Source organism: Sulfuricurvum kujiense DSM 16994, from assembly GCF_000183725.1.
Taxonomy (GTDB): domain Bacteria; phylum Campylobacterota; class Campylobacteria; order Campylobacterales; family Sulfurimonadaceae; genus Sulfuricurvum; species Sulfuricurvum kujiense.
On the sequence record NC_014762.1, the window covers coordinates 867,778 to 887,632 of the forward strand.

Below are 19,855 nucleotides of genomic sequence, written 5' to 3' on the forward strand. Positions count from 1 at the left end.
AAAGATAGAGAATAGGGAATTATATTTTTATGCGCACCTTTTATGCTACAGTAGCACTAACACTTTTAACCGCCTCTTCCATGTTGAATGCGGCTACGTACAAAGGGCAGAAAATTTATATTGAGACCTGTAAAGAGTGCCATGGCGGAGGGCAAGCGTTAGCTGCCTCTAAAAAACAGCGCATATGGGCAAAAATGATGGATAATCAGGGCGAAAAATTGGCTCAAATCCATTTGAATTCCAAAAAAGCGGACGCTTCATGGCCTTATTTTAACAGTAAAACATATACAAAAAACGCTAAACATTTGGAAGATTTTCTAGTTGAATACGCTGCCGACAGCGGAAATGTCCCCGCCTGTAACTAGCCAAATCTTTACATCCCGCTGGGGATGATTTTCTTCTAAACCAAACTTCGCTAAAATACCCCACTTTTACACTATTCGGAGATACCATGGAAAAGATGTGGTCCGGACGTTTCACACAAGATGCGTCAACCCTTTTGGAAAAATTTAATGCCTCGATCATGTTTGATCAAAAACTTTACCGTGAAGATATCGAAGGTTCCATCGCCCATGCAAAAATGTTGGCGCATCAAGGAATTTTGACCGATGAAGAGTGTTCTTTGATCGAATCGGGGATGGCACAGGTGCTCAGTGAAATCGAATCGGGGTCGTTTGAGTGGAAAATCGGAGATGAAGATCTCCATATGGCGATTGAGAAGCGTCTCACCGCTATCATCGGTGAAGCGGGCAAAAAACTCCATACGGCGCGCAGCCGCAACGATCAGGTTGCACTCGATTTTCGCCGTTTCGTGCTTCGTAAAAATCGCGAAATCACGGGGCAGATTAAAGCACTGATGGGTGTTATCGTTGATATCGCCCGTGATCATACGACTACCGTGCTTCCGGGGATGACCCATTTGCAGCACGCACAGCCGATTAATTTCGCCTTTCATCTACTGGCATACGCTTCGATGTTCAAACGCGATTGCGAACGTTTTGAGAGCTCTGCACATCGTAATAACATCTCTCCGATCGGATGTGCCGCTTTGGCGGGAACACCGCACAATATCAACCGTGAAATGACGGCCCAGTCGCTCGGTTTTGATTCGGTCAGCATAAATTGTCTCGATACGGTCAGCGATCGCGATTTTGCGTTAGAAATTTTGTTTAACATTTCGACCTTGATGATGCACATCTCCCGTTTGGCCGAAGAGATTATTTTGTGGTCGAGCTATGAATTTCGTTTCGTGGAACTCTCCGATGAGTATTCGACCGGAAGCTCTATCATGCCGCAAAAGAAAAACCCCGATGTCCCTGAATTGCTTCGCGGTAAAACGGGACGGGTTTTTGGAAATCTGATGGGATTGCTGACGGTTATGAAAGGGTTGCCTCTGGCGTACAACAAAGATACCCAAGAGGATAAAGAGGGGGTATTTGACAGCGTTGAAACGGCTGAAATCTCTCTTGAAATTCTACGTGAAGCTCTCAAGACGATGACGATCAAACCTCAGAATATGGCGCGAGCGTGCAAACTCGGACATCTGTCGGCAACCGATTTGGCCGATTACTTGGTCGAACATTGCGGCGTTCCGTTTCGCGAAGCGCACCATATCACCGGACGTGCGGTCGCCCGCGCCGAAGTATTGGGGATTGATCTAAGCGATATCGCGTATACGGAACTGCATGCGATTGATGAGCGAATCAAAGAGGATGTTATGCCGTTTTTGGCAATTGAGCATTCGATGAACGCCCGTGTATCTCAGGGTGGGACTGCGGAAGTTCGTACTTTGGAACAGATTATCTATTTTGACCATTATTTAAAAGATATAAAATAAAGTGCGGTTTACTGCACTTGAGCACTCTGCTAAAGAGAACCGAGTGTTAACGTAGTCATCGGGATTCTATTCCGAGGGCGTTTTAAAATTTAAAAGGATGTAAAATGAAAATTACCGTTTCCCACCAGAATGAGATGAAATTTGAAGCTAAAACGGAAAAAAGCAGTTTCATCATCGATTGCCCTCAAATCTCTCCGATCGAATATTTTTTGAGCGGGATTATCACCTGCAGTGCGACAGATGTAGTCTTGCTCCCGAAACAACAGGGATATGAGGTTAAAAATCTTGAAGTCAGCGGTGAAGTCGTCCGCAACGAGAGTGCCCCGCGCAAGTTCAATTCGCTCCATCTCGAGTACCGCTTTGAATCGAATGCCGATGATACCCTTGCGGCACGTTGGGTAATGGCGAGTCTGGAAACCTACTGCTCAACGATCAATACGATCCGTGACACGACGGCTATCAGCTATACGATAATCCACAACGGGAATGTCATCCGTGAAAATGAGAAGATGATCAGCGGCGGCGGAAGTGCCGTCGATTTCGGTGCATTGCAAGGGTGCAACGCATAAAATAATTCATAAAAGGGGTAGTCATGCCGACCATAGTGATTACCGGAGCGGCTCAGGGAATCGGTTTGGGCACGGCACGCCTTTTTGCCAGCCGAAACTGGCGGGTGATCGGGCTTGATTGTAATGAAAACCTCCTTGAAAAAGCGTCTAAAGAGACAGGTTTTGAGCCGATCCTTTGCGATTTAAGCGATCCGCAACAAATTGAGAAAGCGGCAGAATCGATTCATACTCTTGATGTACTGGTCAACAATGCCGCTATCAGTGCCAATACGGATCCGAAAACTCTTTTGCTCAGTGAATGGAATCGTGTTCTTGGCGTCAACCTTACGGCTCCGTTTTTACTCTCGCGTTTATTGGCAGATAAATTCGAATCAAGCAAAGGCTCGATTGTAAATATCGCCTCGACACGTGCTTTGATGAGCGAGCCTCATACCGAAGCCTACAGCGCGAGCAAAGGGGGAATACTGAGCCTTACCCACGCTTTGGCAATGAGTCTTGCCCCTATACGGGTCAATGCGATCAGTCCCGGCTGGATTGAACACGCTAATTCTGAAACGTTGCGGAATAGCGATCACTTATTTCACCCCGCTGGGCGGGTCGGACGCGTAGACGATATTGCTGAAATGGTATGGTATCTCTCCAGCGAAGCGGCGGGGTTTATTACGGGACAGAATTTTGTAATTGACGGAGGCGTGACGAAAAAGATGGTCTATCCCGAGTAAGGAAAGAGCATCTCTGCGTTCAATTAAAAGAAGTCTTTCGGATCCGCATCGGCAAAATGGCCCCATTTAAGCTTGGCCCCGCCGAGGATATGAAAATGCAGATGACCTACTTCCTGCCCTCCGTTTTCGCCGATATTGCTGATGATGCGGTACCCGCTCTCATCGATTCCGCACGCTTTGGCAACTTCTTGCATAAATGTTGACATTCTCCCCATTACATCTCCCGGGATATCGTTGAAACTTTGATAATGGGCTTTCGGTATCGCTAAAACATGCACAGGCGCTTTCGGATTGATATCGTGAAACGCGTAAAATTCGTCGTTTTCGGCTACGGTATTTGAAGGAATTTCTTTATTGATTATTTTACAGAAAATGCACATTGCAAACCTCTTTTTTTATGCTATTGTAGCACATGGTTAATACCTTGAAGCAATTTATAAACGAGTTTTGACTATAATATACTTCAAATTGAAAGCAGTTTCAGAAATAGTGATAATATGTTTAAGGCTTTCACAAAATCATGAATGGAGACTCTATTTTGCAAGAGTGGTATGACGCTATAAAATCGGCCGACTCGATAGATAAAATCGAAGAGATCCGAATCGCCGTTTTCGGAAAAAAAGGGATTATGAACGCCGAGTTCGCCCGTATGAAAGATATTCCTGATGCGGAAAAAGGGACGTTTGCTAAAGAACTGAATATTCACAAAGAGGGATTAAACGCTCTGTTGCTGGATCGCAAGCTTTTCTTGGCGATGGAACATTTGCAAGCGACGATGAAAGCGGAAGCTATCGACGTCAGTCTCTACTCTTCCGAGACGGAACGCGGATCGCTGCATCCGGTCATGGAGACGATGGACCGTATCGTCGAGTATTTTGTCGCCATGAATTTTTCGGTACAAACGGGGCCGATGGTGGAAGACGATTTTCACAATTTTGAAGCGTTAAACCTTCCGAAATACCATCCGGCGCGCGATATGCAGGATACCTTTTATTTTAAAGACTCTATGCTGCTTCGTACCCATACCTCGCCGGTACAAATCCGAACCATGCTCTCTACCCAGCCGCCGATCCGGATGATTGCTCCGGGCGCCGTATTCCGCCGCGATTACGACATTACCCATACGCCGATGTTTCATCAGGTAGAAGGGCTTGTTGTTGAAGAAGCGGGCAAGGTGTCGTTCGCCAATCTTAAATTCATCCTCGAAGACTTCCTCAAAACGATGTTCGGGGATGTCGAAGTTCGTTTCCGTCCGAGCTTTTTTCCGTTTACGGAGCCTTCTGCAGAAGTCGATATCAGCTGTATTTTCTGCGGCGGGGAAGGGTGCCGTGTCTGTTCGAAAACAGGATGGCTTGAAGTTCTCGGATGCGGTATCGTCGATCCGAATGTCTTTAAAGCGGTCGGGTATGAGAATGTCAGCGGCTATGCGTTCGGTTTAGGGGTTGAGCGGTTTGCGATGCTGATCCACCGAATCGGCGATTTACGCTCTTTGTTTGAGGGAGATACGAGATTATTGGAGCAGTTTAGATGATCGTAACAAAAAATTGGTTAAACGAGTGGATCGATCTCACCGACGTAAGCACGGAGCTGTTGCTAAAAACGTTGAATTCAATCGGGTTGGAAGTGGACCGCCATGATGCAATGCGAGTGGCTGACGGTGTTGTCATCGGATATGTCGAAGCGTGCGAAAAACATCCGGATGCCGACAAACTGAATGTCTGTCAAGTCAATGTCGGCAAAGAGGTGCGTCAAATCGTGTGCGGTGCATCGAATGTCCGTGCCGGAATCCATATCGCACTGGCGACTGTCGGAGCCGAACTTCCGGGCGGCCTTAAAATCAAAGAGGCAAAACTGCGCGGTGTAGAATCCCACGGAATGATCTGCTCATCCAAAGAGATCGGTTTGCCTGCGATGGGAGAGGGGATTATGATCCTCGATTCAAGCATCGGCGAATTGGTAGTGGGTAAAAACCTCAATGAATACAGTGTATTTAACGATGACATCATTGAAATTGAGCTAACGGCAAACAGAGGCGACTGTTTAAGTATTCACGGGATTGCACGTGATTTGCGCGCGGCACTTGCCCGACCGCTTCGAGAGAAAAACGTAAAAGACGATCAAGAGGGGCGTTTAGGGATCGGGCGTATTTTGCAGCTGCAGCATACCGATACCTTTAGCACTGATCTTTTATTCGGTGCGGTCGAAGTTAAAGAACTGAGTATTCCTTTGATCATTTCGATCCGTTTGGCCGTTATCGAAGAGACATACGCGACCGCGGTAGACGCATTGCTCAAATATGCGACACACAGTACGGGTGTCATTTTGCGGGCCTATCCGTTTGAAAAATTCGGTGATCTCGAGAATAAAGGGATCATTACCCTGGGCAATGACGAAAACGGCTATGCGGCGCTGTACGGAAAAGAGAAAGTAGCCGTTATCGGTGTTTCACAAGAAAAAGAGGCTCATTTTTCTGCGGACGATGGGCTTGCGGTTATCGAAGCCAGCTATATTGCCCCGGATGTCATTTCGCAAAAGATGGGTGAGAAAAAAGTTCCGAGCTGTCCTCACTATTACCGAACGTCACGCGGAAGCGAACCTTCAATCGAGATGGGTATCCGATACGCTGCGGAGCTATTTGAAAAATACTCTTCGTCTCAAGTGTACGGCGGAAATATCGAGTTGACGACGACGTATGAACCTCGTATTATCAGTATGGTGGAAGCCGAGTTCGAATCGTTCATCGGTCTTAAAATCGATAAGACCCGCATTACGCAGATTTTCAAAAATCTCGGGCTCGATATCGGTAAGCCGAAGGGATCGACATTCGCTATTTCGGTACCGAAATTTCGCCACGATATTGTGAACAAACAAGATATTATCGAAGAGATCGTCCGTATTATCGGAATTGACAATATCCCCTCAAAACCGCTTTCTTTTGCGGAAGCGAATCAAATGAGCACTGATTTGGCAGAGTACAAAAAGACACGTTTGTACCGCCACCGCGCCGCTCAAAGCGGATTTTATGAGTCGGTCCATTTCGTCTTTAACGAACGTATTCAGGTAGAAAAATACGGATTTGTCTGTACCGAAGCGTCAAAAGAGCTTTTGAACCCGATTACGGCGACTTTTGATACCCTCCGTCCGACACTCTTGGTGGGGCTTTTAAATTCGGCTTCGGCGAATGTCAAAGTGAACCAGAAAAAAATCGCGTTGTTTGAAACGGGAATGGTTTTTGATGCGGATCGTCACGAAACGAAACGTATCGGTTTCATCGTTTCGGGAGCGATGGAAAGCGAAAAAATCGCCAATTCAGGTAAACCTTCAGTCATCGATTTTGCTGCCTTTACCAAATTGATCGCCGATGTCGCAGGATCGTTTGAGCTGGTTTCGCATATGCCGGATCATTCGTTAGCACACCCGTATGTATGTGCCAAAGTACTTATTAACGGCGTCGAAGCGGGTGAGCTTTTCCGTCTGCATCCGCAGGTAGAAGAGGAATTTGATCTCGCCCAAACGTTTATGTGCGAGCTTAAAATGGATGCTTTGCCGTACGGTTTGATCGAAGCCAAACCGTATTCAAAATATCAGGCTTCTTTTAGAGATTTGAGTGTTTTGATCTCCAAAGAGGTGAGTTACGAGTCGATTAAAGCCGTCATCAATAAGCATGCGTCCGCACAAGTAAGACGATTTTATCCGGTGGATCGCTATGTATCCGAGAATTTGGGTGACCAGATGAGTCTGACCCTTCGTTTTGTCCTTCAATCGGATGAAAAAACCTTGGAAGAAGAGGATATCAATGCCGCTATGGAGTGGATACTCAGCGGCCTTCGTGAAGAACTGGGGGCAGGTCTAAGATGATCTCGGCCAAGGTTACTCCCGCATATCCTTTTGAGTTTAAAAGCGATGCCATCGCACCCGATAAATCGATTTCGCACCGCTGTGCGATGTTCGCCGTTTTGGCGGAGGGTGAGAGCCGGGTAGAGAATTTTCTCCGTGCCGAAGACACCCTCAATACCCTTAAAATCGTAGGGCACCTCGGTGCACAAATCCACGATGACGGAGAAGTCATTACGATCCGCTCCAACGGGATACAAGAGACTTCCGAAATTCTCGACTGCGGCAATTCCGGTACGGGAATGAGGCTGTTTTGCGGATTACTTAGCTCAGCTGAGGGCCATTTTGTCCTCACAGGTGATGAGTATCTCAAACGCCGTCCGATGAAACGGGTGACACAGCCGTTACGTTCTATCGGTGCAAAACTGGACGGACGCAATAACGGTGATCTGGCACCTCTCTCCATCCGCGGAGCGTCGCTCAAAGCATTCGATTACGTCTCTCCGATCGCTTCGGCTCAGGTAAAAAGTGCGATGATGCTCGCAGCTCTCCGCTCGGACGGTGTTTGTACGTTCCGTGAACCGGAACTCAGCCGTGACCATACGGAGCGGATGCTGCGCGGTATGGGGGCACGGGTTGAGATTAACGGACTTGAAACCAAGATATGGCCCCTTGAAGCTCCTTTAAAACCTCTCAACATTCGTGTCCCCGCCGACCCTTCCAGTGCATTTTTCTTTGCGGTGGCGGCGGCAATTACTCCGAACTCATCGACACTGATTGAAGGGGTTACCCTCAACCCGACCCGTATCGAAGCGTTTAAAGTTTTGGAGCGTATGGGTGCAAAAATTACGTATACGTTGAATGACGAGCGGTATGAGCCGATCGGAACGATTCGGGTTGAGCATGCTCCTCTTCATGCCGTCACGGTAGAAGAAAACATCGCATGGCTGATCGATGAACTTCCGGCACTCTCTATCGCCATGGCATGCGCTGAGGGTAAAAGCATCATAAAAAATGCCGAAGAACTGCGGGTTAAAGAGTCTGACCGTATTAAAACGGTCGTGGACAATCTGAACCTCTGCGGGATCGAGACGGAAGAATACCCTGACGGGTATGCCGTTATCGGCGGCGAACTCAAAAGTGCCCGTGTAAACAGCTTCGGCGATCACCGTATCGCGATGAGTTTTCTCATCGGAGGGCTCAAATGCGGGATGGAAGTCGAAGACATCGAGTGCATCAATACCTCTTTTCCGAACTTTTTTGAACTGTTGGAGATGTGTACAAAGGTCGAGCGATGAAAATCGAGTTGGCGGAGAGCTACGGGTTTTGTTTCGGAGTGAAACGGGCGATTAAGATTGCCGAAGAGAACCGGAACTCCGCTACGTACGGTCCTCTTATCCATAATGCCAACGAGATAGACCGCCTTAAAAATGATTTCAATGTTGCACTAAGCGAGAATCTCGATTCATTTCGTGCCGGTGATACGGCGGTTATCCGTACGCACGGTATCCCTAAACAGGAACTCTCCACACTCAATGAACGCAATGTCAACGTTATCGACGCGACGTGCCCGTATGTGACCAAACCGCAGCAAATTTGCGAGGAGATGTCGGCACAGGGATATGATATCGTCATATTCGGCGATGAGTCCCATCCGGAGATAAAAGGGGTAAAAAGCTACGCTATCGGGAATGTTTTTGTCGTGAACAGCCCGAGTGAAATCGATGGGCTTAATTTACGCGAAAAGGTCGCCACCGTTGCCCAAACAACCCGAAAAATTGAAGAATATCAGCAAATTGTCGGAAAATTGATGGCGGATCATAAAGAGGTTCGGGTATTCAATACGATCTGCAATGCGACGTTCGATAACCAGGACGCCGTGCGGGATTTGGCACAGAAAGCCGATGTAATGATCGTTATCGGAGGAAAAAACTCTTCGAATACCAAACAACTCCACTCGATTGCCAAAGAATATTGTCAGGACAGCTACCACATCGAAAGCCAAAATGACTTGCAATCCGAGTGGTTCAGTGAGAAAGAATTCTGCGGAATCAGTGCCGGTGCTTCGACCCCTGATTGGATTATTGACGATGTCATTTCAAAGATAAAGAGCTTGACAAACTCCTAACTTTCTATATTTCCTAAACTTAAAACAAGCATTTTTGCGCTATAATCAGCCAATTTTTAGTTACAAGGGAATAGGCATGGCTTTCGATAACGAATCGTTCGAAGAAGAAAATTTTGCTGAGATGTTAGAGGCATCTTTCAAAGAGCAAGAATCAACACGTATTACAGAAGGTGAAGTAGTAGAGATCCAAGAGAGTGACAACCGCGCGTTGGTAGGCGTCGGTGAAAAACTCGAAGGGATCCTTTCACTCGATGAAATCCGTGATGCTCAGGGAAATCTTCTTTTTAACGTTGGCGATAAAATTACGGTAATGGTGATGGGACACTATAATGAGCGTCCGAAAATCTCTTATAAAAAAGTGCTTGAACAAGAGAAAACACTTGCATTTATCAATGCGCACAAAGACGATTTCGAATCGGTTGTCATCGAAGCATTGGTAACCAAGAAAAATAAAGGCGGATACCTTTTGGAAGCGGACGATGTCCATTTCTTCCTTCCTCGTTCACTCGCTGCATTCAAAGAGACCGATCAAGTCGTCGGCAAAACGATCAAAGCACAAGTAGTAAAAGTCGATCCTGCAGAAGCGTCAATCGTCGTTTCTCGCCGCAAACTTTTCAACGATGAGCGTAAACGCAAAAAAGAAGTAATCGATGCATTGATGGAAGAGGATAAAGTTATCCAAGGTACCGTCAAAAAAATCACCAGCTATGGAATGTTTGTTGACGTCGGCGGCATAGACGGATTGGTTCATTATAATGAAATCAGCTACAAAGGGCCGGTTAACCCTTCTAAACTGTACAAAGAAGGTGATGTTGTCAACGTAAAAGCGATTGCGTATGATAAAGACAAACGTCATCTATCCCTTTCAATCAAAGCGGTTCAATCGGATCCGTGGCAAGAGGTTGAAGAGGCGTTGGAAGAGGGCGATACTATCACTGTTACCGTCAGCAATATCGAACCGTACGGTATTTTCGTTGACCTCGGAAACGATATTGAAGGGTTCTTGCATATCTCTGAAATCACATGGGATAAAAACATTAAACACCCTAAAGATTACCTCACGGTCGGTCAAGAGATCGATGTTGAAGTTATCGAAATCAACTCTAAAACCCATAAATTGCGCGTTTCATACAAACGTCTTCAGCCGAAACCTTTCGAAGAATTTACTAAAAAATTCAAAGAGGGTGATGTTGTTAGCGGAACCGTTACGTCATTGACCGATTTCGGTGCATTCGTAAAAGTCGGCGGCGTAGAGGGATTGTTGCACAATCAAGATCTTTCATGGGACAAAAACGTCAAATGTAAAGAGACTCTCAAAGTCGGTGATGAAATCGAAGTGAAAATTGCAAAAATCAATGCTGAAGATGAAAAAATCTCATTGAACCGCAAATCACTCGAAGAGTCTCCGATCGATCAATTTGCAGCGAAACACAAAATGAACGAAGTGGTTAAAGCGACCGTTCGCGATGTGAAAGATTTCGGTGTATTCGTTTCATTGGAAGGCGGCGTAGATGCTCTTATCCGTAATGAAGACCTTTACCCTCTGATTGCTGAAGAGCTTGAAATCGGTCAAACGATCGAAGCGGCAATTTTAGTAATTGATGCTAAACGTGACCGTATCCGCCTTTCCGTTAAAAAGCTAGAGCGTCTTAACGATCAAAAAATGTTAGACGAAATCAATGATAACGATGCGCACAGCCTTGGTGATTTGATTAAAGACCAATTGAAATAAATTCAATGCGACGCGCTGCTTTTTGGCTGGTCCCCTTAATAGCTTTCGGTGTAGCGCTTTTTATTGTCTTATTTTTAGTCCAAATAAATCCTTCAGCTCCGAAAATAAGTTCTTCGGATAACGGTAAGGATGATGGAACTTCCCTAGGTCTCGGCGAGAAACTAGGGAGTTGGCTCAGCCATTTTTCCGCAACAAAAGAGAGCGGATACTTTTATCCGGTGAATGAAGTTACTTTAAAACTTGATCCAGACGGAGAAAACACCTCTTTGGTGATATACCGACTTACCGTATCACCGAAGAGTACTGATGAACTTTTGCAGGTCAAAGAAGAACTGAAAAAATGCGAACTCCCTTTTGAGCTGCAAAATAATGAGGAACCGATGATCCTTACGGTTGATTCAACCGATCAAACCCAGCTTCAGTCTCTTGTAACAAAACTAAAAACCTACCAAATTACGGCGACGTTGTCGCCATACTCAGAGGAACAGTAATGGAAAAATATAAAATTGTCGTATGTGACCATATTCACGAAGAAGGATTGAATCTTCTCCGTCGTGATGATAAAATCGATATGGTTTTTGCCGCTGACATGGATAAGACAGCCCTTTTAGACGTAATTAAAGAGGCGGATGTCGCCATCACCCGCAGTTCTACCGATGTCGATGAAAAATTTATCAATGCCGTCAAAGGGAAAATGAAAGCGATCGTACGTGCCGGCGTCGGTGTCGACAACGTCGATATTCCGGGATGTTCAAAAGAAGGTATCATCGTCATGAACGTTCCTACGGCAAATACCATCGCCGCGGTCGAACTTACAATGACTCATATGCTTTCATGTATGCGTATGTTTCCGTATTCTCACGATCATTTGAAAAATCAACGTATCTGGAAACGCGAAAAATGGTACGGATACGAACTTAAAGGGAAAAAACTGGGTGTCATCGGATTCGGTAACATCGGAAGCCGTGTCGGTATCCGCTCGAAAGCATTTGAGATGGACGTTATCGCGTATGACCCGTATATCCACCCGTCAAAAGCGACGGATGTCGGGGTCAAATATACGACAAATTTCGATGATATTCTCTCATGCGATATCATCACAATCCATACGCCTAAAAACAAAGAGACGGTCGGAATGATCGGTGCGGACGAGATCGCAAAAATGAAAGACGGTGTTGTCCTCATCAACTGTGCACGCGGCGGTTTGTATGACGAAGATGCTTTGTATGACGGTCTTAAATCCGGAAAAATCCGTTTCGCCGGAATCGACGTATTTAACAAAGAACCGGCTATCGATAACAAGCTTCTTGATTTGGATAATATCTGTGTTTCTCCGCATTTGGGTGCCAACACGTTCGAATCTCAATATAACATTGCGGTAGAAGCGGCACAGCAGGCGATCGAAGCGGCGAAAGGGATCGCTTACCCTCACGCTCTAAACTTGCCGATCGATGAGACTAAAATCCCTGCATTCGTGAAGCCGTTCCTGGAAATGGGACAAAAAATCGGTTTCTTGGCTTCTCAAATGAACAAAGCGCCGATCGTATCGATCAAAGTAAGCGGGCGCGGCGATATCGCCGAATACGTCAATTCTTTGGCAACATTTGTGACTGTCGGCGCTTTGGCCGATATTTCAGGCGATACGATCAATTACGTTAATGCCGATTTCGTGGCAAAAGAGCGCGGTATCAAGGTAGAGACGGAAGAACTTCCTGCAAGTCCGGTCTATAAAAACCTTGTAACCGTCAAATTGACAACCGATAAGGATGTGATCGAGATCAGCGCGACAATGTTTAATGATGACGTACAACGCATTGTTGACATCAACGGTTTCGGTGTCGATGTTGAGCCGAAAGGGAATATGATTCTTTTCAAAAATACCGACGTACCGGGTGTTATCGGACAGGTCGGCACGTTGCTCGCGGCACATGAAGTCAATATCGCCGATTTCCGTCTCGGACGTAATAAAAGCTCTGAAGCGCTTGCGGTAATTATTGTCGATTCTGCCGTCAACGATAAAACTCTTAAAGAACTCTCGAATCTCAACGCCTGCATCAGTGTTTCATACGCACGGATTTAATCCTTCTTTTTCTTTCCGTATGCCTATACGGGAAGAAAATATTCTTCAGAAAAAGTTATCTTTCATATAACAATTTTGTCACATAAATAGACAATAATTCTTTAAAAATAAATTTTTCCATATTTTATAAAATTAGTATGTTATAATCAGTTAACAAATAGAAAAAAACATATTTTTTGCATAGGGTTAGGGGTTATTTTGGGAAAACAAGGTGGTATAGTTAAAACTATTTTGGCTGTTTCAGTGTTTGTGAGCTCTGCATCTCTTTACGCGTTGGATCTAAAATCGGCTTTGGATGAAATGCTTCAACACCATCCCGATATTTTGCAAAAACGGCAAGAACTTTCTGCCGCCGAACATGAACTCACTATCGCCCGTTCCGGATTTCTGCCTAAAATTGATATTCGAAGCAGTGTGGCGAAAGAGAAAGCAAATACTCAAATGACAGGCTTTCAAAACCGTAATTTTAATACGGTCAATACGAATGCCGTACTTTCGCAAAATCTTTTTTCAGGTTTTTCAACCGATTCGGAAGTTGAGGTTAAACGGCATAATATTGAGATAAAAATGCATGAGCTTGAAGAGAAAAAAAATGACCTCTCATTACGGCTGATTAAAAGCTATCTAGACGTTGTTAAAGCGAGTATACTTTTGGACGTCGAGCGTAAAAATGTCAAAGCTCATGAAGAGATGTATCAAAAGATCAAGTTGAAGACCCAAAGCGGAAGCGGCAGAATGGCCGATTATAAAGAGGTACTTTCCAAATTGGCTCTCAGTTACGTCAATACTCTGACCCAGGATAACAACTATAATGACGCGTCGACAGTATTAAATACGGTTATGGGGCGCTATACGGATGTAAGTGAATTGGTCAAACCCTCTTTGGAAGTTTCGGTTATTCCTCGAACTCTCGAAGAAGCGGTAAAAGAGGCTGTAGAAAAAAATCCGATGATTTTAGTAGGCCGAGCCGAGATAGAGAGTGCCAAAAAATCGGTTAGTCTGGAACGAAGCAGTTATTATCCCAAAGTGGATGCCGAGCTCAATACCCGTTCGTATAACAATGCTAACGGAACGGAAAACATCGATAAAACGACGGCGGCAATGGTGACGCTGAGCTACAACCTCTACAACGGGGGAAGCGATTCAGCACGGATAAAACGGAGCTTGAGCCAAACGTATAATGCTATCGAGAGGTTTCGTTCGATCGAGAGAGATGTGGCTGAAAAAATGACGATAGCGTATAACGCCTATACGGTTTTTAACCGTCAAAAGCCTTTTTTGGAAGTCTACAGTGATGCAAGTTTTGAAAAAACACAGTATTATGAAGAAGAGTTTGATTTGGGACGGCGCAGTTTGATCGATCTTTTGGATTCTGAAAATGAATATTGTACGGCACGCCGTAAAGAGGTTGAAAACGAATTCGAACTTTTGTATTCTTATTTCCGCGTCCTTGCCGCTAAAAACGGACTGATGTCGTATTTTGGGATCGACGGCGGCGGCTATTCTCCTAAAAATTATACTTTGAGCGAGCGTGTAGAATCTACTGTAAATGTTGAAAATGCCCCGTCAATAGGGGAATACCCTTTTATCGTATCAACGGTTCAGATTCCATTAAAAGACAATTTTTCAAAGTCAGAAAACAATGTTTCCGTGATGAGGGTAAAAGAGACAAATCTACAAAAAGGGTATGAAAATTATCTCAAAGCGGCGCGATTAGGTGACAAAGAGAGTCAAAGAGTGATGGTAGAATTGTATGCAAAAGGGATCGGGACGGCACCGGACGCAGATAAAGCACGCTACTGGAAAAATCGCTACGTAAGGAAAGGATCTATTGCCGCTAATTCCCGGAAGGTTATCGAATACAAAGAATTGGCTAACCGATACCTCCCGATCCAAAGTGTTCTAATGATTTCTGAATCTAAAAACGAAGTTTTTTCTGCTCCGAAAGAAAAAGCCAAATCTTTAGACGAGCGGCTTAAAGAGTTGGGGATCATTTTAAACGGATTGAAAAAATAAAGATGAAAAATCGATGAAACAACGACAAAGGGCTAAAATATGAATCACCAGTATGATGATAAAACCGATCCGTTATTAAAGTGTCTGGTTCTATTTACCAAACTGTATCATACCCCTTTCAGTGCCGAAGTATTGACGTCGGATTTGCCCTTAAAACCCGGAGAAAGTACCCCTGAACTTTTCGCCCCCAACAGTTCCAAAGGGCTTTTTTCCCGTGCGGCGCGCAAAGCGGGACTTACGAGCCGTATCGCACATAAAAGGCTTTCAGAAATATCTCCGCTCGTGTTGCCCGCGATTTTGGTTCTTAACGGCAAGCGGGCCTGTATTTTGGAATCGTTTAGCAAGGATCGCAAACAGGCAAAAATCATATTGCCCGAGTTGGATGAATCAGAGATGTGGGTTAATATCGCTGAACTCGAAAAAGAGTATATCGGCTATGTTTTTTATCTAAAAAAGGAATATGTTCTCGAAAAACGTTCCCAAAAAGCGACCGAGCACACGACCGGACACTGGTTCTGGGGAACCTTATGGATGTCCCGTTTTATTTATCGTGATGTTATTCTTGCATCGTTGCTTATCAACATCGGGATTATCGCCAGTCCCCTTTTTACCATGAACGTGTATGACCGTGTCATCCCCAATGATGCGATGGAAACGATGTGGGTTTTGGCCAGCGGTATCGTTTTGGTTTACATACTTGAGGGGTTGATGAAGTTTACCCGAAGCTACTATCTTGAAACGGCCGCAAAAAAAAGCGATGTGATTATGTCCTCGATCCTTTTTGAAAAAGTACTGGATATGAAGCTCGAAGCCCGCCCGAAATCGGTCGGCTCGTTCGCCAATAATTTAAGGGATTTTGATTCGATACGAAGTTTCATCTCATCGTCAACCTTAGCGGCATTGGTCGATATGCCGTTTTTGGTTATCTTTTTAATTATTATATGGATGCTCGGCGGATTGATGGTATTGATTCCTATTTTTATGGGTTTTTTGATTTTACTTTATACGATTACGATTAAGCCGCAGCTCCAAAAAAGCATTGAAGCGACCCATCAGGCATCGGCTAACAAAAACAGCGTATTGATCGAAAGTTTGATGAATCTGGAGACGATTAAAACAATGGGGGCGAACGGACGTTCGCAATGGGAGTGGGAAGAGGCAAACGGCCACATTGCCAATGTCAGTCTCAAATCAAAATTGTTGGGTGCGTCGATTCCTACCGTAACGGCATTTTTGACACAGCTGACGACGGTCATACTTATTCTTGCCGGGGTCTATATGATTCAGGACCGTTTAATGACGATGGGGGCATTGATTGCGATCGTTATGCTCGCTTCGCGTGCGATGGCGCCGATGGGGCAGGTTGCGGCACTCATTTCAAGTTATCAAAATGTTAAAAGCTCCTATGATACGTTAAGCAAAATTATTGAAATGCCTGCAGAACATCCCAACGGAACCGAGTTTTTGAAACGGGTAGGGCTAAAAGGGGATATCGAATTTAAAAATGTCTCTTTCCGCTATCCGGGTGAGGACAAGTACTCATTGAAAAATGTCAGCTTTAAAATTCGAGCCGGTGAGAGAGTCGGGATTGTCGGACGGATCGGATCGGGAAAATCAACGATAGAAAAAATTATTTTGGGACTTTACAGCGTCAATGAGGGGTCTGTTTTGGTTGACGGCGTCGATATGTTCCAGATCGATCCGATCGATCTGCGTAAAAGTATCGGATATGTTCCTCAGGATATTACTCTCATGAAGGGAACCGTACGGGACAATATGATTTTTCGCGACCCATCGGCGGATGAGAGGATGATTTTCCGTGCCGCAAAAATCAGCGGGGTAGAAGATTTCGTCAATCGCCATCCCAGAGGGTTTGAAATGAATGTCGGTGAACGGGGAGAGTCGATATCCGGAGGACAGCGTCAAAGTATCGCTATTGCACGTGCTGTAATTTCGGATGTACCTATTATGCTTTTGGATGAACCGACCAATATGATGGACAGCCTTACCGAAGAGAAAGTCAAACGGAATCTAAAAGAGGTTTTGGTGGGCAAAACGGTCATACTGGTAACGCATAAAACATCGCTGCTTGATTTGGTCGATCGTTTGATTGTTGTTGAAGAGGGAAAAATAGTGGCTGACGGGCCTAAAGAAGAGGTTCTTAAAAAACTCGGAGGGGGAAAATGATGAAACATTCAAAGCATCATGTGTACGACGACTCTGATTTAGAGTATATGTCGAGCCTCTCTACGGCTGCAAATCGGAATACAGCGAAATCATCACGAATTTTTTTATGGTCAGTTCTTACGATGGTATTTGGGACATTGATTTGGATGAGTATCGCTGAGGTGGACGAGATCACCAAAGGGGACGGAAAAGTGATCCCCTCCAGCCATCTGCAGGTCATTCAAAACCTCGAAGGAGGGATTGTCGAAGAGATCCGTGTCAATGAAGGGGATCATGTCAAAAAAGGGGATCTGCTGATCCGTCTGAGCGACGTGAAGCCCAAAAGCGAATTTGAGGGGAACAGGATTCAGTATGAAGGGTTAAAAGCGAAGCAGTATCGCCTTTTAGCGGAAGCCTCGATGGGGGAATTTTCGGTAGACAAAGCCGAACGGCAAAAACTCGATGGCTTTATTCAGCAAGAAGAGGAGGCATTTCATACGAATCGCAGCTTGTTGATCAGCAAACTCAATATATTGAATGAACAGATTAATCAACGCATTACGGAACTTTCCGATGCCAAATCCAAAGTAAAACTTTTAACTCAAGCGTATGAGGTGATTGCCAAAGAGGAGTCTTTGTCGCAGTCGATGCTTCAAAAAGGGGTCGAATCGAAGTCGGACAACTGGAAGCTGCAGCGCGAACGCTCTACGATCGAACAGCAGTTGGAAGAGGCCAAAAATTCAGTTCCCCGTCTTGAACATGCGATTGCAGAGCTTAAAGAGAAGATGATTCAGGAAAAAATCGATTATCAGAATAAAGCGAAACAGGAATTGAGTCAGAATGATGCCGAACTGGGGCGTATCCATGCGAGTTCCGTACCTCTGAGTGATCAAGTGGACCGCTCTAAAATCATCTCTCCGGTGACGGGTATTATGAAGCAGATGTTTATCAATACGGTCGGTGGTGTAGTGCGTCCCGGGATGGATATCGCCGAGATCGTTCCAACCGAAGACTCTCTGTTGATCGAGACGAAAATCAAGCCCGCGGATATCGCTTTTCTCCACCCGGGACAAAAAGCGATTGTTAAATTTTCGGCATACGATTTTTCCATATACGGCGGTATGGTGGGAGAAGTGTATCAAATCAGTTCCGATACCATTGTCGATCAGCAAAAGCAGGAGAGTTATTATCTGGTGAAAGTCAAAATCAACCAAAAATCGGCAATCAACTCCAAACTCTCCCAAGTGACTATCATGCCGGGTATGACCGCCAATGTCGATATCGTTACCGGGAAAAAGACGATTTTGCAGTATTTGATGAAACCGATCATCAAAGCGCGCCAAAATGCTCTGACGGAGAAATAGATGTCTCAAATTATCCTTGTCAGCGAATCGGCACTTTTTACGAAGAGATTTGGAACCAACCTTTCCGATTTAGGATATTCCTGGATCCCCTTCGAGCAGGTTGAATTTCATGAAAAAGGGAAGAATGATTACATTATCCTTGTCGATATCCAATCGGTTCCGATGACGTTTCGTGATTTGGGAGAATTTTTAAAAGAGTATCCTTATCCTATGTTGGTACTGACTCCGATCCCAACTTTTGAAGAGGGATATCCGCTTCTTCGGATGGGGATTAAAGGGTATGCCAATCTCCATCTAGGCTCTGTTAATCTAGAAAATGCGTTAAGTGTGCTCGAATCGGGAGGAAGCTGGTTTGATCCAGGGTTTATGAATGATTTGATTCGCCGTATCGATTATCAGGGTGCTTCTCAGGGAATGGACGGAGATTTAGAAAAGTTGAGCGAACGTGAACAAGAGATTGGGCGTTATGTAGCTCAAGGGCTTAGCAACTATCAAATAGCACAGACGATTGAGATAACGGAGCGTACCGTCAAAGCCCATTTGCTCTCATGCTATAAAAAACTGGGGTTGAACGATCGTGTAAGTCTTGCTTTATGGTTCAAAAAGAGAGACCATGCGTAACGAAGTCGATGAAACGCTATCCAGCCTGACAGAACGTTTTTTGGCCGACGCCACCCCTTATATTTTGAACGGTACTATGCAGGAGCCGGCTGAAGCTCCGGAAGTGACCGTTTTGGCGATTCGTGCATTTAACGGGATCGTCGCAATGTGCCAAGAAGAGTTGGGCGATTCCGACAGTGCCCATCTAGAACACGTTTTATCGTTTATGTGCCATATTGATGTCAATGCAACTGGCGATATACTATGTAATCAGATAGAAGAGTTTATTTCCCTCTACATCGCTTCTGTCCCTTCGAGTGAAAAGGTTGATGATTATACCTTTATCAGCGAAAACAATTTAGTAAAGCTGATCCAGCTAAAACAGTACGGTAACAAACTTCGCGAGCTTTTGAAAAACTTTATCGTACAACGTAAAAAAAGACGTTGGTATCAGTTTTATACTCCCGCTTCAAAGTACTGCATGGCTGAAGATGTGTTGAGAAAGGTAGATGAAGTACTTGAAAAAATCAACGAACGAATCGAAATCGACAGTGATAAAATGATTCAGAGAATTGTCGACAATTTTTATATTATCTATATTTGTTTATTGGCATTGGTGAAATATGCGATATCGAAACACGATATTATTCTGGAATTGACCGTCAATGCGCAAATCGACCGTATTTTATATATTATAGACCCCTCTTTTAAAGCGCATACCCTTAAAAATAAGTATCTTCTTTATTATCATGTCGTCTACGAACTTAAAGAACTTCACGCCAGTATACTCGCCGATATGTAAAGTTG

The 19,855-nt window shown here is 44.8% G+C and carries 17 protein-coding genes; 16 read left to right on the forward strand and 1 reads right to left on the reverse strand.

Annotated features, from left to right (window positions below; all coding sequences use genetic code 11):
* Nucleotides 1–29: 29 nt before the first annotated feature.
* The 4 genes from SULKU_RS04440 (at nt 30) to SULKU_RS04455 (ending at nt 3,128) form a co-directional block, all read left to right on the forward strand.
* Complete coding sequence (locus SULKU_RS04440) at nt 30–365, forward strand: cytochrome c (protein ID WP_013459738.1); 336 nt, start codon at nt 30–32, stop codon at nt 363–365.
* A gap of 86 nt (nt 366–451) precedes the next feature.
* A complete protein-coding gene (gene argH, locus SULKU_RS04445; RefSeq protein WP_013459739.1) occupies nt 452–1,837 on the forward strand; it encodes an argininosuccinate lyase in 1,386 nt (461 codons plus the stop codon).
* A gap of 104 nt (nt 1,838–1,941) precedes the next feature.
* Complete coding sequence (locus SULKU_RS04450) at nt 1,942–2,406, forward strand: OsmC family protein (RefSeq protein ID WP_013459740.1); 465 nt, start codon at nt 1,942–1,944, stop codon at nt 2,404–2,406.
* A gap of 23 nt (nt 2,407–2,429) precedes the next feature.
* A complete protein-coding gene (locus tag SULKU_RS04455) occupies nt 2,430–3,128 on the forward strand; it encodes an SDR family oxidoreductase (RefSeq protein WP_013459741.1) in 699 nt (232 codons plus the stop codon).
* Between the two features lie 23 nt (nt 3,129–3,151).
* On the opposite strand, the gene SULKU_RS04460 is transcribed toward SULKU_RS04455, so the two are convergent.
* Entirely contained in the window at nt 3,152–3,508 is a 357-nt protein-coding gene (locus SULKU_RS04460; protein WP_013459742.1) for a histidine triad nucleotide-binding protein, read from the reverse strand.
* A 140-nt stretch (nt 3,509–3,648) separates the two neighbouring features.
* Between SULKU_RS04460 and pheS the strand changes: the two genes are divergently transcribed.
* From pheS to SULKU_RS04520, 12 genes are all read left to right on the forward strand, one after another.
* Nucleotides 3,649–4,659 carry a phenylalanine--tRNA ligase subunit alpha gene (pheS, locus tag SULKU_RS04465; protein ID WP_013459743.1) on the forward strand — a complete coding sequence of 337 codons (1,011 nt, stop codon included), beginning with the start codon at nt 3,649–3,651 and terminating at the stop codon, nt 4,657–4,659.
* Complete coding sequence (pheT, locus tag SULKU_RS04470) at nt 4,656–6,986, forward strand: phenylalanine--tRNA ligase subunit beta (protein WP_013459744.1); 2,331 nt, start codon at nt 4,656–4,658, stop codon at nt 6,984–6,986. The genes pheS and pheT overlap by 4 nt, the downstream gene beginning before the upstream one ends.
* On the forward strand, nt 6,983–8,260 hold the full coding sequence (gene aroA, locus SULKU_RS04475; RefSeq protein ID WP_013459745.1) for a 3-phosphoshikimate 1-carboxyvinyltransferase: 1,278 nt from the start codon (nt 6,983–6,985) through the stop codon (nt 8,258–8,260). The genes pheT and aroA overlap by 4 nt, the downstream gene beginning before the upstream one ends.
* Nucleotides 8,257–9,090 carry a 4-hydroxy-3-methylbut-2-enyl diphosphate reductase gene (locus SULKU_RS04480; protein WP_013459746.1) on the forward strand — a complete coding sequence of 278 codons (834 nt, stop codon included), beginning with the start codon at nt 8,257–8,259 and terminating at the stop codon, nt 9,088–9,090. Before aroA ends, SULKU_RS04480 begins: the two co-directional genes overlap by 4 nt.
* 76 nt (nt 9,091–9,166) lie before the next feature.
* Nucleotides 9,167–10,822 (forward strand): 30S ribosomal protein S1, encoded by a 1,656-nt coding sequence (locus tag SULKU_RS04485; RefSeq protein ID WP_013459747.1) that lies wholly within the window; start codon nt 9,167–9,169, stop codon nt 10,820–10,822.
* 5 nt (nt 10,823–10,827) lie between these two features.
* Nucleotides 10,828–11,313, forward strand: a complete 486-nt coding sequence (locus SULKU_RS04490) for a hypothetical protein (protein WP_013459748.1) — start codon at nt 10,828–10,830, stop codon at nt 11,311–11,313.
* Complete coding sequence (gene serA / locus SULKU_RS04495) at nt 11,313–12,902, forward strand: phosphoglycerate dehydrogenase (RefSeq protein ID WP_013459749.1); 1,590 nt, start codon at nt 11,313–11,315, stop codon at nt 12,900–12,902. Before SULKU_RS04490 ends, serA begins: the two co-directional genes overlap by 1 nt.
* Before the next feature lie 198 nt (nt 12,903–13,100).
* Nucleotides 13,101–14,918, forward strand: a complete 1,818-nt coding sequence (locus SULKU_RS04500) for a TolC family outer membrane protein (protein ID WP_013459750.1) — start codon at nt 13,101–13,103, stop codon at nt 14,916–14,918.
* 39 nt (nt 14,919–14,957) lie between these two features.
* A complete protein-coding gene (locus SULKU_RS04505; RefSeq protein ID WP_013459751.1) occupies nt 14,958–17,105 on the forward strand; it encodes a type I secretion system permease/ATPase in 2,148 nt (715 codons plus the stop codon).
* On the forward strand, nt 17,102–18,448 hold the full coding sequence (locus tag SULKU_RS04510; RefSeq protein ID WP_013459752.1) for an HlyD family type I secretion periplasmic adaptor subunit: 1,347 nt from the start codon (nt 17,102–17,104) through the stop codon (nt 18,446–18,448). Before SULKU_RS04505 ends, SULKU_RS04510 begins: the two co-directional genes overlap by 4 nt.
* Nucleotides 18,449–19,069 (forward strand): response regulator transcription factor, encoded by a 621-nt coding sequence (locus SULKU_RS04515; protein WP_013459753.1) that lies wholly within the window; start codon nt 18,449–18,451, stop codon nt 19,067–19,069.
* Nucleotides 19,062–19,850, forward strand: a complete 789-nt coding sequence (locus SULKU_RS04520) for a hypothetical protein (RefSeq protein ID WP_013459754.1) — start codon at nt 19,062–19,064, stop codon at nt 19,848–19,850. Before SULKU_RS04515 ends, SULKU_RS04520 begins: the two co-directional genes overlap by 8 nt.
* Nucleotides 19,851–19,855: the final 5 nt, after the last annotated feature.

What these genes read in the sequence shown, in the direction of transcription:
- SULKU_RS04440 (WP_013459738.1), top strand. Translation starts at nt 30, where the DNA reads ATGCGCACCTTTTATGCTACAGTAGCACTAACACTTTTAACCGCCTCT.
- argH (WP_013459739.1), top strand. Translation starts at nt 452, where the DNA reads ATGGAAAAGATGTGGTCCGGACGTTTCACACAAGATGCGTCAACCCTT.
- SULKU_RS04450 (WP_013459740.1), top strand. Translation starts at nt 1,942, where the DNA reads ATGAAAATTACCGTTTCCCACCAGAATGAGATGAAATTTGAAGCTAAA.
- SULKU_RS04455 (WP_013459741.1), top strand. Translation starts at nt 2,430, where the DNA reads ATGCCGACCATAGTGATTACCGGAGCGGCTCAGGGAATCGGTTTGGGC.
- SULKU_RS04460 (WP_013459742.1), bottom strand. Translation starts at nt 3,508, where the DNA reads ATGTGCATTTTCTGTAAAATAATCAATAAAGAAATTCCTTCAAATACC.
- pheS (WP_013459743.1), top strand. Translation starts at nt 3,649, where the DNA reads ATGAATGGAGACTCTATTTTGCAAGAGTGGTATGACGCTATAAAATCG.
- pheT (WP_013459744.1), top strand. Translation starts at nt 4,656, where the DNA reads ATGATCGTAACAAAAAATTGGTTAAACGAGTGGATCGATCTCACCGAC.
- aroA (WP_013459745.1), top strand. Translation starts at nt 6,983, where the DNA reads ATGATCTCGGCCAAGGTTACTCCCGCATATCCTTTTGAGTTTAAAAGC.
- SULKU_RS04480 (WP_013459746.1), top strand. Translation starts at nt 8,257, where the DNA reads ATGAAAATCGAGTTGGCGGAGAGCTACGGGTTTTGTTTCGGAGTGAAA.
- SULKU_RS04485 (WP_013459747.1), top strand. Translation starts at nt 9,167, where the DNA reads ATGGCTTTCGATAACGAATCGTTCGAAGAAGAAAATTTTGCTGAGATG.
- SULKU_RS04490 (WP_013459748.1), top strand. Translation starts at nt 10,828, where the DNA reads ATGCGACGCGCTGCTTTTTGGCTGGTCCCCTTAATAGCTTTCGGTGTA.
- serA (WP_013459749.1), top strand. Translation starts at nt 11,313, where the DNA reads ATGGAAAAATATAAAATTGTCGTATGTGACCATATTCACGAAGAAGGA.
- SULKU_RS04505 (WP_013459751.1), top strand. Translation starts at nt 14,958, where the DNA reads ATGAATCACCAGTATGATGATAAAACCGATCCGTTATTAAAGTGTCTG.
- SULKU_RS04510 (WP_013459752.1), top strand. Translation starts at nt 17,102, where the DNA reads ATGATGAAACATTCAAAGCATCATGTGTACGACGACTCTGATTTAGAG.
- SULKU_RS04515 (WP_013459753.1), top strand. Translation starts at nt 18,449, where the DNA reads ATGTCTCAAATTATCCTTGTCAGCGAATCGGCACTTTTTACGAAGAGA.
- SULKU_RS04520 (WP_013459754.1), top strand. Translation starts at nt 19,062, where the DNA reads ATGCGTAACGAAGTCGATGAAACGCTATCCAGCCTGACAGAACGTTTT.